The organism is Meiothermus hypogaeus, assembly GCF_003574035.1.
Classification (GTDB): domain Bacteria; phylum Deinococcota; class Deinococci; order Deinococcales; family Thermaceae; genus Meiothermus; species Meiothermus hypogaeus.
In genome coordinates this window covers 25,491-41,340 of the sequence record NZ_QWKY01000026.1, presented here as the reverse complement: position 1 = coordinate 41,340, position 15,850 = coordinate 25,491, and the positions used below count along the sequence as shown (strand labels likewise).

Sequence of the window (15,850 nt, the reverse complement as noted above, 5' to 3'; positions counted from 1 at the left end):
CCGCGTAGCGGAGGGCGATACCGCCCCTTGGAAGGGAGACGCTTTCTTCGCCGACCGACAGTGAAGGGCCATCGGCCCCCGGCTAGCGCCGGTACTCAAGGGAGGGGTGTGCTCTAGGATTCAAAAAGACAGCCTCTGGTGTTTTTGGTTTTGTGAACTGTCTTTTTGAATCCGGTATTATTCGTGGGGCAGGTCGTAGGTCTCGAGCGCCTCGCCCCAGGCCTTGCTCATACGGAAGCCATCCCAGATGGCCTTGACCGAGCTCTTGGCAGGCGGACGGCTCAGAATCAGGCGAGCAGGGCGGGTCGGGCGGCTCGAGCCGGAATATTGTGTTATTGGGGTGCCGCTGGTTTGAATCAGGGTGGTCTCCACGGTAGTCCCTCCTTGGATAGTAGGATAGGACAAGTCGTGTTTATTTTTTCAAAGTCAAATATATAACATTTACACTTGCTGGAGAATATACACAAATTCTACTACACGATATTTATTGTAGAAACACTGGCTATACACAAAAAAGGGCCTCAACCGGTGTAGCAAGACCCGACAGTACTCAGAGTACTGCCGTAATGCTTTGGCGGCTACGCCAAACCTTTCGCTCAGAGAGCTCGAAATAGCTACGTCGGCTGCTTGCCGTAGCGCTTTTGGATATATTCTTCCACCATGCCCATAAATTCCTCGGCGATGTGGTCGCCCTTGAGGGTGGTGGCAAGCTGGCCGTCGATGTACACCGGAGCCCGGGGCGCCTCGCCTGTGCCGGGCAGGGAAATTCCGATGTCGGCGTGCTTGGACTCCCCGGGGCCGTTGACCACACACCCCATCACGGCCACCTTAAGGTTTTCAACCCCGGGGTACTGGGTTTTCCAGGTCGGCATCTGGGCGTTCAGGCGGGTAGAAACTTGCAGGGCCAGCTCCTGAAAAAAAGTGCTTGTGGTGCGTCCACAGCCGGGGCAACTGGCCACGCTGGGGGTGAACTGGCGCACCCCGATGGACTGCAGAATTTCCAGGGCCACCTCCACCTCTTTGGTGCGGGGTTCGCCGGGGGCCGGGGTAATGGAGACCCGGATGGTATCGCCAATGCCCTCGGCCAGCAGGGGCACCAGGCCGGCCGTACTGGTCACAATACCGCTCACGCCCATCCCGGCCTCGGTCAACCCCAGGTGCAGGGGGGCATTGGTGCGTTTGGCCAGCTCGCGGTAGACCCACCACAGGTCGGGCGCGTTGGAAATCTTGGCCGAGAGGATGATCTTGTCTTCGGTCAGGCCGTACTTGAGGGCCCAGTCGTAGCTACGCACCGCCGACTCCACAATAGTCTCGAGCGTAACCTGGTGGGCATCCTTGGGTTCGGCCCGGGCAGCGTTGGCGTCCATCATCTCGTCCAGCAGCCCTGCATCCAGCGAGCCCCAGTTCACCCCAATGCGAACTGGCTTGCCATACTCTACCGCTACCTCGCACATGGTGCGGAAGTTGGGGTCTTGTTGCTTGCCCTTGCCTACCGTGCCGGGATTAATGCGGTACTTGTCCAGGGCCAGCGCCATTTTGGGGTATTTGCGCAACAGGATGTGGCCATTGAAGTGAAAATCCCCTACCAGCGGCACGTCTACCCCCAGGTCGGCCAGGCGTTGCTTGATTTCCGGCACGGCCTGCGCGGCTTCTTCGTTATTAACGGTCATGCGCACGACCTCGGAGCCGGCTCTGGCGAGCGCCCAGACCTGGCCCACGGTGGCCTCGATGTCGGCGGTGTCGGTATTGGTCATGGATTGCACCACAACCGGATGGTCGCCCCCTTTGGGTACCTTACCCACCCAGACGGTGGGTGTCTTGCGGCGGTTAACTACCATGCTTCCAAGTCTAATATGGCCGGGTCAGGTAAAAAGTAGACCAGGGTGGGGGTTAGGCCTCGAGCCTTGTGGGGCCGCCGCGTAGGGTTGCGCGAGACAAGAAGGGGAAATTTTGGGTAATCTTTCATGCGTTATGGCAATTCAAGTAGGAGACCGCCTGCCCGATGTAACCGTGTTCAACACGGCTGCCGAAGCCGTATCGCTCACCCAACTGCCGCAAGGAAGGCCGTTGGTGTTGCTTTTTTTTCCTGCCGCCCACACCCGCGTTTGCGAAAAGGAGCTGTGCACCTTCCGCGACGGGCTGGCTGAGTACAACCAACTCGGAGCCGAGGTCTACGGCCTGAGCGTGGATACCCCCTGGACGCTGGGGGCCTATGCCCGGTCGCTGGGTCTGGCCTTCCCGCTGCTCTCGGATTACAACCGGGAAGCCACCAGGGCTTTTGGCCTCGAGATTAGCCTGCGCGGCCTGCCCGGCTTTTCGCAACGGGCCGCCTATGTGGTGGATGCTTTGGGCCGCATTGCTTGGGCCTGGGTGGCGGAGGTGCCCGCCCAGGAACCACCCTACGAAGAGGTGGCCGCTGCGGTGAGGGGGTTGTCTGGGTGAAGGACGATAGTCTGTAGTCCATAGTAATACCAGATTCGGTTAGTTTGTCACCCTTTGGTGACGAACTAACCCGACCGAAGTTATCCGCGTAGCGGAGGGCGATACCGCCCCTTGGAAGTTATCCGCGTAGCGGAGGGCGATACCGCCCCTTGGAAGGGAGACGCTTTCTTCGCCGACCGACAGTGAAGGGCCATCGGCCCCCGGCTAGCGCCGGTACTCAAGGGAGGGGTGTGCTCTAGGATTCAAAAAGACAGCCTCTGGTGTTTTTGATTTTGTAAACTGTCTTTTTTGAATCCGGTATAAATAGACCATAGACCTAAATTGCTCTGTTCACAGCAGCTCGAGCTTGGGCCAGCCCAGCAGCAAGTCCTGCTCGGTGAGGGCCTCGCCCTCGGCCTCGGGGGTCCAGGCTACATAAGCAGCCAGGGTGTTGGTGGGGCTCGAGGAGGCCAGGGCCATCAGGGCCTGGCGGGCGCCCTCGCGCCTGAGCGGTGTGGGAACGGGGGGTAGGCTGCCGCTCACGGCCAGTAACAGCGTCACCAGGATATAGCGGCCATCGGGCTCGGCTTTGGGCTGGTATCCGGCCTGCACGACCTCCTTGCCTTCAAAGTGCCTGTAGGTTTCCAAAAACTCCGAACGGGTCTCGGTCATCCAGGCATCGAACTGCCCCTCGGCTTTCTGGAGGCTGCCTTGCCATACCTCATACATGCCAAATCGCCACCCGGCCTGCTCGCGCAGCAACAGCACAGCGGCATTGTCCATAAGGTCGGCCAGCCCGCGCACGTTCTCGGTATCGGCAGCCTGGGCCATGTGGCGCAGATTGGCTTGTAACTCGGGGTTAAACCTGGGAATCGAGGGCGCGGGCCTAGGTGTAGAGAATCCACCTCGGCCCCCAACGCCACCACCGCTCCGCTGGGCCAGGGCTACATTCCAACCTGACCAGGAGGTATGTGTCCATGTGGTTCCGGTTGGCAGGGGGGCCAGAGCCCAGAGCAAGAGCAGTATCCAAACCCCAGTAAATCTCATTCATATCAGCATACGCCATTGTGTTGGAGGTTCTTATTGCTACTACCAGATTCACTAAACTTGATAATGTAAGACTCATGGTGTGCATCGTGTTTTGCCACAAACAAAGTCCTGTTGGAAGGTGAGTCCAGGTTGTAAACTTGCGATATAGATGGGGAATCCCGATGAGCGAAAAAACTGATAAGCCCAATACACATCTTCCCGATACCCTCCCGGTATGTCCGGTGCGTGGCTCGGTGATCTATCCCAGCATGGTGATGCCGATTGATGCAGGCCGACCCATCTCGATTCGCGCAATTGATGCGGCTCTGACCCAGGAGCGGGTTATCCTGATTGTGAGTCAGCGCGACAAAGAAGTGGAAGAACCCGGTGCCGATGACCTGTATGAGGTGGGCACGGCTTGCAACGTACTGCGCATGCGCAAAAACGCCGACGGCTCGGTGCAGATGCTCGTACAGGCTTTTGCCCGGGTGCGGGTTCAGCAGTACCGCAAGGCAGATGGATATCTGCAAGCCAGCGTGGTGCGTTTGCCTGAGGTCGAGGGTAAGGACACCGAGGTGCGGGCGCTATTCCGCGAAGTTAAGGAGCGCTTTGAAAACCTGCTAAGGGAGGGCAAGTACCTCTCGCCAGAGGTGGCCCAGTTTGTGTTGAACCTCGAGGATCCCTCGCAACTGGCCGACTACATTGCCTTTCACCTCGAGTTCAAGCTGGAAGACAAGCAGCAAATACTGGCGACCCCCTCGGTGGTGGACCGTCTCAAGCGCGTTGCCATTTTGCTCGATGCAGAGCTGGATTTGATGGAGACCCAGCGCCGAATCCAGCAGCAGGTCAAAGAAGAAATTGATAAAAATCAGCGCGAGTTCTACCTGCGCGAGCAGATGAAGGCCATCCAGCGGGAGCTGCACGGTGAAGAGGGCGAGGTGGAGGTTGAGGAGTTCCGCGAAAAGATTGCGGCGCTCAAGCTACCTCAGAATGTGCTGTCCGAGGTGGAGCGCGAACTTTCGCGCTTTGCCCGGATGCACCCCGACTCCGCCGAAGCCAGCGTGGTTCGCACCTATCTGGACTGGATCACCAACCTCCCCTGGAATACCCGCACCGAAGATCAGATTGACCTCAAGGAGGCCCAAAGGATTTTGGAAGAAGATCACTATGGCCTGGAAAAAGTCAAGGATCGTGTGCTGGAATACCTGGCGGTTCGCAAGCTGAAGCTGGAGCGCCAGAAAAATGGAGAGATTCCCCTGGAAGAGGTCTCCAAAGGGCCCATTCTGCTCTTTGTGGGGCCGCCGGGGGTGGGCAAGACCTCCATTGCCAGGTCCATCGCCAAAAGCCTGGGGCGCAAATACCACCGCATCTCCCTGGGGGGTGCCCGCGACGAGTCCGACATTCGCGGACACCGCCGCACCTACATTGGGGCCATGCCGGGCCGCATCATTCAGGGGATGCGCCAGGCCGGTAGCAAGAACCCGGTGATCCTGCTGGACGAGGTAGACAAACTTGGTGTTTCTTACCAGGGCGATCCCGCCGCAGCCCTGCTCGAGCTGCTCGACCCCGCGCAGAACAAGGAGTTCACCGACCACTACCTGGGGGTGCCCTTCGACATGAGCGAGGTGCTCTTTATCTGCACGGCCAATTTTCCCCAGAACATTCCGGGGCCCCTCTTTGACCGCATGGAGTTGATCGAGTTCACCAGCTACATCGAGCAGGAGAAGCTCGAGATTGCCAAGCGCTACCTGCTGCCCCGCCAACTCGCAGAAAATGGCCTCAAGGAGAATCAGGTGGTGATTACCGAAGCCGCCTTGATGCGACTGATCACCCACTACACCCGCGAGGCGGGGGTACGCAACCTCGAGCGCGAAATAGGCACCTTGTTGCGCAAAGCAGCCCGCACCATTCTGGAGAGTGGGAAAAAGCGGGTGCGTATAACCGATGCCGACCTGGAAAAATACCTGGGCCCGGCCCGCTACCAGCCCGAATCGGAGGCCAGAACCCCCCAGGTGGGGGTGGCTACGGGGATGTTCTATACCCCGGTCGGTGGCGACATCATGTTTATCGAGGTCTCGGTGATGCCAGGCAAAGGCAACCTTATTCTGACCGGGCAGCTCGGTGAGGTCATGAAGGAGTCGGCTCGGGCGGCCCTTTCCTACGCCAAGAAAAACGCCAGCCGCTTTGGTATTCCGCTCGAGAAATTCGACAACTCGGATGTGCACATCCACGTTCCGGCGGGCGCTGTACCCAAAGAAGGCCCCTCGGCGGGCATTGCCATTACCTCGGCGCTGGTCTCGGCCCTGGCCGAAATTCCTGTGCGCAACGACGTAGCCATGACCGGAGAGATTACCCTCACCGGGCGGGTACTGCCCATTGGAGGGGTCAAAGAAAAGGTGTTGGGCGCACGGCGGGCCGGAATCCGGGAGGTAATCCTACCCAAGCAGAACCAGCCCGACCTCTCGGATATCCCCGCTAATTTACGTCAGAACCTCAAGTTCCACTTTGCTGAATCGCTGGACGAGGTGCTCGACTGGACGCTCGTAGGGGGCCTGGCTGCCCTCGAGCGCAAAGCCATTCCCCCCACACCCAAAAAGGCCCGCCGGAGTAAGGTGCAACCTGCGGCCAGGGCCTAGTCGGGAATACGCCCACCAGGAGGTAGCTGAGGACGTTGTCCGCGCTACCCTATCTGGCATTATTATTTCTTCAACGCATCACGAATTTCCCGCAGCAGGACAATGTCTTCGGGCGGGGCTGCCGGTGCGGGCTCCGGCTCGTTCTTCTTAGACATTTCCTGCAGCTTGTTCATGGGTGTGACCACAAAAAAATACAGGGCAAAGGCGACCATCAGAAAGCTCACCACAGCGTTGAGAAACTTGCCGATATTCAGCGCTCCGAGCTTGATGGCCGAGAAATCCGGTGCGCCAAAAATCATGCCGATCAAGGGGTTAATAATATCGGCTACCAGCGAGTTGACAATCGCCCCAAATGCGCCCCCAATAATCACACCTACCGCCAGATCGAGCACGTTTCCACGCATGATGAATTTTTTGAATCCTTCCAGCATACAAACCTCCGGGTGGCTGCTCTGGATAGAGGCCGTCCCTTCTGTTCCAGTAGCGCCGTCTTATGGCAATTGATACTCCTATACGTGACGACCTCTCGCCAATCTAAGCCCCAGGCGATTCGGGCGTCAAGTCATTTTCCCTGCATGCAGGTCTGGTTCTATGTTTCGCTGGGCTCGAGGGTTTTGCCCTGCATAGCCGACGCATACACCCTTTCGTATTGGTCGGTAATCGTTTCGGGATTGAAATGGGCCTGGGCATACTGTCGAGCGGCTTCGCGCATCTGCGCCAGATGGGGTGAAGACAAAAGTTCCACTACTGCCTGGGCAAAGGCTTCCAGGTCGCCAAACTCCACCTGGCGCCCTACCTCTGGCGTCAACCATTCGGGAATACCCCCCACGCGGGTTGCCACCACCGGAACCCCACAGGCCAGGGCCTCGAGGCCCGACTGCCCAAAGCCCTCATACTCCGAGGCCAGCAAGAACACGTCTGCTGCGCCAATCACTTCTTCGGGGTTTTTGGCCGTAGCCAGCGAGGTCACGCTGTCGTCCACCCCCAGGCTATGGGCGATCGAGAGTGCCTCGGCCCGCTCCGGCCCGGTGCCCACCAGCACCAGCCGAGCCCTGAGTTTCTGGCGGATTTTGGCAAACACATGGATGATGTCTCCTACCCGCTTAACGGCGCGAAAGTTGGAGGCATGAACCAGCAGAAACTCGTCCTGGGCGGCATAGAAGCGCTTAGCTCCGGGGTTGGGTCGAAAGCGCTGGGTGTCCACGGCATTGTAGATTACCTGTGGGTTCACCCCAAAAGTACGCTGGGCTTGCTGGGCCAGGTGCTGCGAAACTGCGGTCAGCGCGCTGGCTTTTTGTAGCGCCTTGCTGGTGAGGGTCTGGTAGGCCGGGTCGATCCCCAGCAAAGTTACGTCCGTGCCGTGAAGGGTGTGAACCAAGGGAATGCGGCCTTCGGTGGCCAGCTTGGCCGCTACGGCGTGGGGGATGGCGTAGTGGGTGTGGATGAGCTCCAGGTGCTCCTCCCGGACGGCCCGCTCCAAAGCCCCCGCCAGGGCCAGGGTGTATAGAGGGGCCGGAAAAACTGGATAATTGGGTACCTCTACCGGCATAAACTGCACCGGGCTGTCCTCCGGCAAGCGCATGGGAAGCTCGGTAGCAAACAAGAAAACCCGGTGACCCCTTCGAGCCAGCCGGTCAGCCAGCTCCGAGGCCACAATTCCGCTCCCGCCCAGACCCGGATAACACACCACCCCGATCCGCATGGCCTTAGCCTACGCAACGGCGCATGGGCGCATTGGTGCTGGGTTCACGGTTGAAAGCAGACGATTGGTGGTTACACTGGCGACTTCACACGCCAATTTTTCGGATTGACTTTCCCTTAGCTGGGCTGCCTACCGGCAGCGTTCGTTTGCACTGATGGAAGGTCGGGTAAAGGTTGGGCCGACCCGAGAGGTGTAACTTCAGGCGGGGGTACTGGGCGAGCGACCCACAACGCGGCCCTTGACGCTGGCTTGTAGACTCTAGACAATCGGGGGGTGAAGGCTTTCAAACCCCATCTCCAAGGGCTGCCCAGCTACCCCTACAAAAAGGTAGATGCTTCGGTCAAGCTTGACCAGAACGAGAGCCCCTACGACCTACCTGTTGAACTGAAGCAAAGGGTTCTACAGCGTTTGCAGCACCTGGACTTTAATCGCTACCCTGCGCTTCACGCCGAGGATGTACGCGAAAAACTCTCGGTGTATCTGGGATGGCCCATGGAGGGCCTGGTGGTCTCGCCGGGTTCCAACCTGCTCATTCAGGCCCTGGTACAGGCGGCGGGGCAGGTGCTGGACACCGCACCTTCCTTTCCGCACTATGCTTTTTCTGCCAAAATATCGGCCACCCCTTACCAGGCCATCGCGCTGGGTGAGGGGTTTGCACTACCGACGGAGGCGCTGCTCGAGGCCCTGCAAAAAACCCCTACTGTACTCTTTCTGCCCAACCCCCACGCCCCCACCGCGCAGCTCTTCGCTGAACGCGATATCCGCCGCCTGGCCGATAGAGCCGCGCAAACCGGCGGGCTGCTGGTTATCGATGAGGCTTACCACCAGTTTTCGGGCACCGACTACGCCTGGCTGGCCAGCGCCAACCCCCATGTGGCCATTCTGCGTACTTTCTCCAAGGCCTGGGGTCTTGGGGGCATTCGGGCGGGCTACCTGATGGCCTCGCCCGAGGTTTGCAACGTTGTGCAGAACTTTGTGCCCCCCTTTGGCCTGCCCGCCCACACCGGCCAGATTCTCCTCACGGTTTTGGAGTCGCCCGGCTATGTGCAGGGCATTGTGCAGACCTTGCTCAGGGAGCGGGAACGCCTGTTTCAAGCCTTGCAACCACACCCCACCTGGAAGGTCTACCCGAGCCAGACCAACTTCTTGCTTATCCGTACCCCCGATGCCGCCGCCGCTTACAGTGCGCTGCTGGAGCAAGGGATCCTGGTGCGCCGGCAAGACCATTACCTGGGCCTGGAGGGTTGTATCCGGGTCTCGGTAGGTACGCCGCAGGAAAACCAGCGCTTTCTGGAGGCTGCTTTCTCCCTGGCTGAGGTGCCCCATGCGTAGCGCAACCATCGAACGCAACACCGCTGAAACCCAGATTAAGCTAAGCCTGAGCCTCGACGGAGTTCCTCAGGCAAGCATTTCAACCGGACTGGGTTTTCTCGATCACATGCTGCTGGCTTTCCAGCGGCATGGGCGTTTTGGGCTGGTGGTGGAAGCCAAGGGCGATCTAGCCGTGGACGTGCACCATCTGGTAGAGGATGTAGGTATTGTGCTGGGCATGGCTTTCAAGCAAGCGGTGGGGGATGCCAGGGGGCTCGAGCGCTACGGCGAGGCCAGCGTGCCCATGGACGAGACCCTGGTGCAGGTGGTGCTGGATTTGTCCGGGCGCAGCCACCTGGCTTTTGCGCCTGAGGAACTTGGCATCGAAGGGACGGCAGGGGGCCTGAATGCCTACCACCTGCGCGAGTTTCTGCGGGGGCTGTGCAATCATGCCGGCCTCACCCTGCACGTGCGCGTGCTGGCAGGCCGAGAAGCCCACCACGTTATTGAGGCGACCTTCAAAGCGCTGGCCCGGGCCTTGTACCAGGCCACCCGCCTTACCCGTGCCGACTTACCCAGCACCAAAGAAGTTTTATAGGGTTACACCCACCTGACACGCATGAAAACGCTCCTCATTGATTACGGTTCGGGCAATTTGCACAGTGCGGCCAAAGCGCTGCAAGCCACCGGCTACGCGGTCACGGTCTCGGCTGACCCCGGCCAGGTTGACCAGTACGACCTGCTGGTGCTGCCGGGGCAAGGGCATTTTGGCCAGGTGATGCGTTCGTTCAAGACTTCCGGTTTTGAGGAAGGGGTACGGCAGCACATTGCGGCAGGAAAGCCCTTCCTGGGGATTTGCGTGGGCATGCAAATCCTCTTTGAAGGCTCGGAGGAAGCGCCAGGAACGCCGGGGCTGGGCCTGGTGCCGGGGTGGCTGACCCGCTTCAAGGCCGCGCGGGTGCCGCAGATGGGGTGGAATACGGTGGAGTATAGCGCCTACTTTCAGCACCTTTCGGGCCGCTATTTCTACTTTGTGCACTCCTATTTTGCCCCTTTGGTGGAAGGGAGTGTGGGCATCACCGAATACAGTGGAACCCGCTTCACTGCGCTTTATGCACGCAATAACGTGGTGGCCACCCAGTTCCACCCCGAGAAAAGCGGAGCGGTGGGACTGGCTTTGCTGGGGGTCACCCGGCTATACTTCGCCGCTAGGCTGTAGCCTATAGAGAGAGCAGATTGGCTGTGTTTACCCTGCTTTTTGCCCGACTGCTATCTGGCCTGTAAAAGGTCTTGCTCGGTAATCAGGCGGCCTTGCCCTCCAACAGCGGTGGCTGCCAGAGAGCCGGCCAGGTTGCCCAGCCGGGCGGCCACAAAGGGGTCTTTGCCTTGCAGGATGGCGTGGGCAAAGGTGGCGGTGAAGGCATCCCCCGAGCCGGTGGTGTCTACTACTTCCTCGAGGGGGTAAGGCTCTATCAGTTCTTGCCGGGTGGGAGTAATCACGATGGAGCCCATTGCTCCGACCTTAACGACCACTGTCTCGAGGCCCCAGCCCTTGAGTTTACTAACCCCATCGCTAATCGAAGTGGTGCCGGTCAGGGCCAGCAACTCCACCTGGTTCATCAGCAGGTACGGAACACCCCGCAGAATGTCCAGCAACTCCTTGCCGGCGGCCCGCACTGCACCGGTGCCGAGGTCGACAAAAATAGGTAGCTCGCGTTTGCGGGCTGCGTCCAGGGCGTTGATGGCGTACTGCTTTTGCGGCCCGCCCACAAAGGCATAAGCAGAAAAAACAACGGCGTCAACCTGGTCGAGCATTCTGGCCTTGAACTCGGCTGCATCGAGGTAGCGGCTGGCGCCCCCCGCTGAAATCATGGAGCGTTCGCCCCCAGGAATTAGCAAGATCAGGATCGAAGAGGTGGTTTGCTCGGGATCTACTTGTAGATATTTGAGGTCAACTTTTACTTTCTCAAGCTCCGACAAAGCCACGCTACGGAAGGGATCGTTCCCTACCCGGCTAGCCAGATACACCTTGTTGCCCAGACTGGCCAGGTGAGCGGCCAGGGTGCCCCCCGCTCCCCCGGGTTTCATCAGCGCTCTCTGCGCCGGAACCTCCTCGCCAGGCTCTGGGATTCGCTCGAGAAAATAAATTAGGTCAACTGATATGTCTCCTACGACAAAGAACCGCATTCCGGCCTCCCAGCCTCCGTTTCCCGCTTGCAGGGCTTGCTGTCACTATAGTCTAGCGGTATAGCCAACCGATGTGGAGTAGCCTATCCCACCCATATGAGAAATCGCTAACAAGGCTATAGCTTAGCTGATTCTAACGAGCAATTGTTCAAATTGCTGCAAGCTCAGGGCCTCACCCCGAACCTTGGGGGAAAGATTAAGAAACTGCAGCGCTCTTAAAGCCTTTTCAGGGTCGTAGCCTCCGGCCTTGAGGGCATTGAGTAAGGTTTTACGCCGTTGGGCAAACGCTGCTTCAATCAGGCGGAACAGCGCGGGGTGGTCGGGCTTGGTGTTGGGGTTCAAGCAAACCACCGAACTCGTGACCCTGGGCGGAGGAAAAAAAGCTCCGGGGGGTAAGTCCACGATGCGCCGGGCTTGCGCGTGGTACTGCACCCGCAAACTCAGGAGACCATATTCGGGCGTACCGGGTTGAGCGGTCATGCGCAAGGCCACCTCTTTTTGAACTAGAACCACCATGCGGCGGAACCGGCCCGAGCGCAACAACAGGGTGATGAGGGGGGTGGCAATGTTGTAGGGGAGGTTGCCCGCAAAAAGGCTTTGGGGGGGGACACTGGCCCAGTCAAAAGCAAGGGCGTCCTCCCAGATGATTTGCACGGGCAGTCTCGCCAGGGTCTCGGTGTAGACGGCCTCGAGCCGACGATCCATCTCGATAGCGACTACTTTCGCCCCTGCCTCGGCCAGCGCCCGGGTTAGAGTTCCCAGCCCAGGCCCCACCTCGTACACGGTTTCGCCAGGAGTAAAGCCTGCGGCTTCAACTATTTTTGTCAGGTAGCCCTTCTCCACCAGAAAATTCTGCCCAAAACGCTTATCCGCCCGCAGGCCGTAGCGCTCCAGCAGATCCCGGACGACTTTAGGTGAGGTAAGGTTCATGGGCGTTGGGAGAACCCAAACGTTTTTCCCTTGCTGGCAGGTTTATTGCTCTAGTCCCTTTATTGAAGGGTTGCGCCCACCGGTGGGATTTCTACTATTTCCCAGTCGAGCTTATCTTCATCGAGAATCAGTTCCAGGTACTGATCCTTATCCAGAGCATCAATCAAGGCCAGTTTGTCCTTGATCAGGATGCCGTTTTTCATCACGGTGTGCCCGTACACGCCGAAGCGGTATCCCATGCGCTCGACGTAGTCGGCGTTGTGAAGCCACCACTCCTTAGCTTCGCGTCCGTTGTAGAACATTTCATCGTAGGTTTGTAGCCACGGCACCGGCCCCACATGGGCAAAATTCACGCCGTACAGACTGACCTGGGCCGGGAAGGTTTGAAACCATTTCTTCAAATCCTCGGGAAACTCGATCCCCCCTAACTCGGGGTGAAACTCCTTGTGCTCGAGCTGGGCATTTCCCAGGACCATCTCACCGGTGATGGCGGCGTAGTCGTGGTTGCCCATCAGAATGGTGATGTGCTCGGGGGCGGCCTCCTGAAAGCGTTTGATGCGCACTAGCTCGCGGATTTGCGCCCTGGCCGCCATGCGCAGGTGGTCGGGGTTGTTGGGGTCGTAGTCCTCGAGGCCGGTCAGGCGGCGGTAGTCGGCCAGCAGTTTGGGGTGCACCAGGTCGCCCATCAGCACCACCCGGTAGGTGCCGCGCCGGAGGGGGTCAGAGGGCAGCCAATCCTCGCCTACCGCGTACGAGTTCTTCAGGGCCCGCCACAGCTTGGGAAAGTCGGCGTGCAGGTCTCCAATGGCAATAACCTTGATCACGGGTGTCCTTTGCTTACGAAGCCTGCCCTTTTAGCAAAGCGCGTAGCTCGCCGTAAAGTTTACGGGTTTCATCCGGGTGTTTGCCATATCCTCCATATTTCATCACAATCTGGGCGGCTTGCTTGCCCAAACCCGCCTCCTTCAGGCGTTCAATCAAGCGGTCAATCAGTTCCTGGGGTTCGGGTTTGGCCTCGGGGGGGGTAGGGTTGTTTTCTGGGCGGGCTAAAGGGGGCGACGCAACCTGAGTGGCCCGGCTTCCATGCACAGCGGCCTCCAGGTGTGCCTGGGGAGGGTTGAATTTCCCGGTCTCGGGGTCGTGGTCAACCCACTGCTTCTGGCGGTACAGGTGCCGCCCCACGCCAAATTTTATCGCGGTTCGCAGAAGGGCATCGGCAAAAGCGGCCTTGAAGCTTTCACCTTCCCCCACGTCTTCTTTGGAAATATCCATCACGGTGAGCCTGCATTTCACCGCATAATGGCCTGCTGCATCGGTTGGAGCGTGAAGCACCTCATAGGTGTCTTGCCAGCCGTGGATACCGACCACCTCATCCAGCCGATCCAGCACCGCCCGGGCATCCGCATATGGCGCCACCAGAGCCCGCCTTTTATCTTTGGATAGAGCTTCCACGTGCCACTCAATTTCCTCTGGTGGGAAGGGCTCGCTCAACATATCCCAGACATCGTTCATCGGGCTTCATTCTAGCAGCCCATCCATCTGAGTTCTGGCTGAGTTCTGGCTGAAAGGTGAAAGGCCCATTAACTTCCCTCACATGCGAGCTTGGATATCCAGAGGCTATTGTGGGGCCTATGAAGTGGTTTGTTGCCATGCTTGTGTTAGGTTCGGTGGCCTTTGCCCAGATTCGCGTTACCCTCGAGGCCCCGCCTCCCCCTACCCTGGTCATAAGTACAGATGTACGGATTGCACTGGTTCCGGGCGTTGTGGTGGTCGAGCGGGTGCCTGAACCCCAGGGGATTCTGGTGGTCTACCGTAGCAGCCGGGTAGCCGAGGTGTATGCCCATCATCACCGCGACCTGGTGGCCCGGGGCTGGACAAGGGTCAAGTACCAGGCCGCCGAAGGCCGTTATAAGTCGGAGTACCGCCGGGGTCGGGCCAAGGCCAAGCTCGAAGTGCGCAACCACCGGGGGCGAATTGAGGTAAGGGTGAAGGAAGGCTAGACACCAGAAGCGCTCCCGGCTACACTAACTAACGCTTGGGGCCGTGGCGCAGCTGGGAGCGCGCTTGAATCGCACTCAAGAGGTCGGGGGTTCGAATCCCCTCGGCTCCACCAAGCTCAGAACGCCAGAAGTCCCCAGAAGTCCGAGGATTGGTTTCCTCGGATTTTGGTTGTTGGGGAAACTGGAATCGGGCCGGGTTGCCTGAATGCTGGACTGGGTATTCATACCAGATTCGGTTGATTCATTGCCATTCGATAACGAATCAACAGGACCGAAGTTATCCGCGTAGCGGAGGGCGATACCGCCCCTTGGAAGTTATCCGCGTAGCGGAGGGCGATATTGCCCCTTGGAAGGGAGACGCTTTCTTCGCCAACCGACAGTGAAGGGCCATCGGCCCCCGGCTAGCGCCGGTACTCAAGGGAGAGGTGTGCTCTAGGATTCAAAAAGACAACCTATGGGGTTTTTGGTTTTGTAAACTGTCTTTTTGAATCCGGTATCAGGGGGCTTTTGCAAGGGATAGGCCCTCCATATAGGCACTGGTTTTTTCTAACCCATCCAAATCCTATAGAGCCCACCCCCAAGGCCGAACAAGCCCAACAGGAGTAGAGGGGGAAATTTTCTTAGCAGAAGACCCAGCGCCAGCAGTGTAAACAGCCACTCTACCCACCCCACCAGGGTTTGCCGCCCCAGCAGCCACAGCGCCCAGCCAACTAGCCCCAGAGCCGCTCCGGAGGCACCAGTTAGAAAGGCTTCGGCCAGGGGATGCCTTTGAAAGCGGTGCAGGATGCCGGCTACCAGGAAGGTAAACAAAAATGAAGGCAAGAAAATGCCCAGGGTTGAAAGAAGTGCGCCGGGGATGCCCGCCGCCAGGTAGCCTGCAGCCGTGGCCGTGGTGAGCAGGGGGCCGGGGGTTATTTGCCCCAGGGCTAGCGCGTTCAGAAGTTCGCTCGAGGAGAGCCACCCCCGGGTTACCATCTCCTGCATCAGGCCAATCAGCACATACCCCGAGCCAAACAGGGTCGAACCCACCAGCAAGAAGAACCAGAATAGGCTAATAGGTTCCACACTCAACGCGGGAACCCCCCTCAGCATCCATATCAAGCCCACCAGAAGCACCACGGCCCACTCCACCAGACCCAGGGCGGCTAGCGCCAGGCCCGCCAGCGTCAGCAGCCAGGTCTGGGGTTGTTTTTGGGGTTCCGGTAACAAGTCCCACAGGGCCTGGGCAACTAGGGCGATCAGGCCAAGCTTGAGTCCGAGAAAAGCGCCTTCTATCACTGGAAGCGAGGCAACTTCCTGATAAAGCGCTACCAGCAAGAGGGTAACCAGCGCAGCCGGCACAATAAAACCCAGGCCCGCCAGCAACAGACCCCAGGGTCCACCTCTGGCATGGCCCAGGAGCATGGCCGTCTCGGTGGAGTTGGGGCCGGGAATCAGGTTGACGGCGGCCAGCATCTTCAGGTATTGCTCTTTGCTGACCCACTTGCCCTCACCCACCAGCAGCCGCTGAAAGATTGCAAAATGGGCGGCAGGGCCTCCAAAGGCAGTAAGCCCCAGCCAGGTAAAGGTTTTGAGAATGGCCCAGTGCACCTCCTAAGTGTACGGCCCCAGTTTATTCTGAGTCTTGACCGGTA

General features: G+C 59.0%; 16 protein-coding genes and 1 tRNA gene. 7 read left to right on the top strand and 10 right to left on the bottom strand.

What is annotated here, in order from left to right; genetic code table 11:
- Window positions 1-177: 177 nt before the first annotated feature.
- Window positions 178-372 (bottom strand): hypothetical protein, encoded by a 195-nt coding sequence (locus tag Mhypo_RS08655; RefSeq protein ID WP_119340897.1) that lies wholly within the window; start codon window positions 370-372, stop codon window positions 178-180.
- Between the two features lie 242 nt (window positions 373-614).
- On the bottom strand, window positions 615-1,838 hold the full coding sequence (ispG, locus tag Mhypo_RS08650; protein ID WP_119340896.1) for a flavodoxin-dependent (E)-4-hydroxy-3-methylbut-2-enyl-diphosphate synthase: 1,224 nt from the start codon (window positions 1,836-1,838) through the stop codon (window positions 615-617).
- Between the two features lie 133 nt (window positions 1,839-1,971).
- On the opposite strand from ispG, the gene Mhypo_RS08645 reads away from it, so the two are divergent.
- Complete coding sequence (locus Mhypo_RS08645; RefSeq protein WP_119340895.1) at window positions 1,972-2,442, top strand: redoxin domain-containing protein; 471 nt, start codon at window positions 1,972-1,974, stop codon at window positions 2,440-2,442.
- Window positions 2,443-2,772: 330 nt separating this feature from the next.
- Here Mhypo_RS08645 and Mhypo_RS08640 read toward each other — a convergent pair whose 3' ends face one another.
- On the bottom strand, window positions 2,773-3,468 hold the full coding sequence (locus Mhypo_RS08640) for a DUF1517 domain-containing protein (RefSeq protein WP_119340894.1): 696 nt from the start codon (window positions 3,466-3,468) through the stop codon (window positions 2,773-2,775).
- Window positions 3,469-3,632: 164 nt separating this feature from the next.
- On the opposite strand from Mhypo_RS08640, the gene lon reads away from it, so the two are divergent.
- Window positions 3,633-6,086 carry an endopeptidase La gene (gene lon / locus Mhypo_RS08635; RefSeq protein WP_119340893.1) on the top strand — a complete coding sequence of 818 codons (2,454 nt, stop codon included), beginning with the start codon at window positions 3,633-3,635 and terminating at the stop codon, window positions 6,084-6,086.
- A gap of 62 nt (window positions 6,087-6,148) precedes the next feature.
- On the opposite strand, the gene mscL is transcribed toward lon, so the two are convergent.
- On the bottom strand, window positions 6,149-6,517 hold the full coding sequence (gene mscL / locus Mhypo_RS08630; protein ID WP_119340892.1) for a large conductance mechanosensitive channel protein MscL: 369 nt from the start codon (window positions 6,515-6,517) through the stop codon (window positions 6,149-6,151).
- A 158-nt stretch (window positions 6,518-6,675) separates the two neighbouring features.
- Entirely contained in the window at window positions 6,676-7,788 is a 1,113-nt protein-coding gene (bshA, locus tag Mhypo_RS08625; protein WP_119340891.1) for an N-acetyl-alpha-D-glucosaminyl L-malate synthase BshA, read from the bottom strand.
- Between the two features lie 273 nt (window positions 7,789-8,061).
- On the opposite strand from bshA, the gene Mhypo_RS08620 reads away from it, so the two are divergent.
- Genes Mhypo_RS08620 through hisH form a run of 3 tightly spaced genes read left to right on the top strand, consistent with a single transcriptional unit; the run spans window position 8,062 to window position 10,318 of the window.
- Window positions 8,062-9,120: a pyridoxal phosphate-dependent aminotransferase gene (locus Mhypo_RS08620; protein WP_119340890.1), complete on the top strand. Its 1,059-nt coding sequence runs from the start codon at window positions 8,062-8,064 to the stop codon at window positions 9,118-9,120.
- A complete protein-coding gene (hisB, locus tag Mhypo_RS08615; protein WP_119340889.1) occupies window positions 9,113-9,697 on the top strand; it encodes an imidazoleglycerol-phosphate dehydratase HisB in 585 nt (194 codons plus the stop codon). Before Mhypo_RS08620 ends, hisB begins: the two co-directional genes overlap by 8 nt.
- A 21-nt stretch (window positions 9,698-9,718) precedes the next feature.
- Window positions 9,719-10,318, top strand: a complete 600-nt coding sequence (hisH, locus tag Mhypo_RS08610; RefSeq protein ID WP_119340888.1) for an imidazole glycerol phosphate synthase subunit HisH — start codon at window positions 9,719-9,721, stop codon at window positions 10,316-10,318.
- Between the two features lie 50 nt (window positions 10,319-10,368).
- Here the strand turns inward: hisH and Mhypo_RS08605 are convergent, their stop codons facing one another.
- The 4 genes from Mhypo_RS08605 to Mhypo_RS08590 all read right to left on the bottom strand — a co-directional run bounded on the left by Mhypo_RS08605 (window position 10,369) and on the right by Mhypo_RS08590 (window position 13,728).
- A complete protein-coding gene (locus tag Mhypo_RS08605; RefSeq protein ID WP_119340887.1) occupies window positions 10,369-11,286 on the bottom strand; it encodes a carbohydrate kinase family protein in 918 nt (305 codons plus the stop codon).
- Between the two features lie 123 nt (window positions 11,287-11,409).
- On the bottom strand, window positions 11,410-12,216 hold the full coding sequence (gene rsmA, locus Mhypo_RS08600; protein WP_119340886.1) for a 16S rRNA (adenine(1518)-N(6)/adenine(1519)-N(6))-dimethyltransferase RsmA: 807 nt from the start codon (window positions 12,214-12,216) through the stop codon (window positions 11,410-11,412).
- Window positions 12,217-12,275: 59 nt separating this feature from the next.
- Window positions 12,276-13,037 (bottom strand): metallophosphoesterase, encoded by a 762-nt coding sequence (locus Mhypo_RS08595; protein ID WP_170148257.1) that lies wholly within the window; start codon window positions 13,035-13,037, stop codon window positions 12,276-12,278.
- A 16-nt stretch (window positions 13,038-13,053) separates the two neighbouring features.
- Entirely contained in the window at window positions 13,054-13,728 is a 675-nt protein-coding gene (locus Mhypo_RS08590) for a Rad52/Rad22 family DNA repair protein (protein WP_119340884.1), read from the bottom strand.
- A 119-nt stretch (window positions 13,729-13,847) separates the two neighbouring features.
- Here Mhypo_RS08590 and Mhypo_RS08585 point away from each other — a divergent pair, with 119 nt between their 5' ends.
- Both Mhypo_RS08585 and Mhypo_RS08580 read left to right on the top strand, forming a co-directional pair.
- Complete coding sequence (locus Mhypo_RS08585; RefSeq protein ID WP_119340883.1) at window positions 13,848-14,216, top strand: hypothetical protein; 369 nt, start codon at window positions 13,848-13,850, stop codon at window positions 14,214-14,216.
- 37 nt (window positions 14,217-14,253) lie between these two features.
- A tRNA-Ala gene (locus Mhypo_RS08580) sits at window positions 14,254-14,329 on the top strand.
- A 433-nt stretch (window positions 14,330-14,762) separates the two neighbouring features.
- Here the strand turns inward: Mhypo_RS08580 and Mhypo_RS08575 are convergent.
- The gene (locus Mhypo_RS08575; protein WP_119340882.1) at window positions 14,763-15,806 is read right to left on the bottom strand and encodes a chromate transporter; all 1,044 of its coding nucleotides are present in this window, start codon (window positions 15,804-15,806) and stop codon (window positions 14,763-14,765) included.
- Window positions 15,807-15,850 lie beyond the last annotated feature (44 nt).